The 365-nt window shown below is 62.7% G+C and carries 1 protein-coding gene; it reads right to left on the minus strand.

Annotation, left to right across the window (positions count from 1 at the left end; translation table 11 throughout):
* Positions 1-365, minus strand: a 365-nt coding sequence (locus AC0L3X_RS47455; protein ID WP_473317658.1) for a GDP-mannose 4,6-dehydratase, incomplete at both ends; no start/stop codon positions are given.

Consider the following 365-nt stretch of genomic DNA (forward strand, 5'->3'; position numbering starts at 1 on the left):
TCGAGATTGCCGAGATAGAGCGTCTGTTCCAGCCCGACCTCGATACGGGCGACGCCGCGGGTGATCTTGCGGGTCACGAAGGTCTCGCCGCGGATCGGGCTCTCATGGTTGAACAGGATGCCGTTCGACGCGAACATGCCGTAGGCTTCGCGGTAGTTCACCGTGATCCAGTAGCCGTAGAGTTTTGCAACGCCGTAGGGCGAGCGCGGATAGAACGGCGTGGTCTCCTTCTGCGGTATCTCCTGCACCAGGCCGTAGAGCTCGGAGGTCGAGGCCTGGTAGAACCGCGTCTCCTTCTCCATGCCGAGGATGCGGATCGCTTCCAACAGGCGCAGCACGCCGATGGCGTCGGCGTTGGCGGTGTA

This window comes from Bradyrhizobium sp. MI1.7 (genome assembly GCF_055811795.1).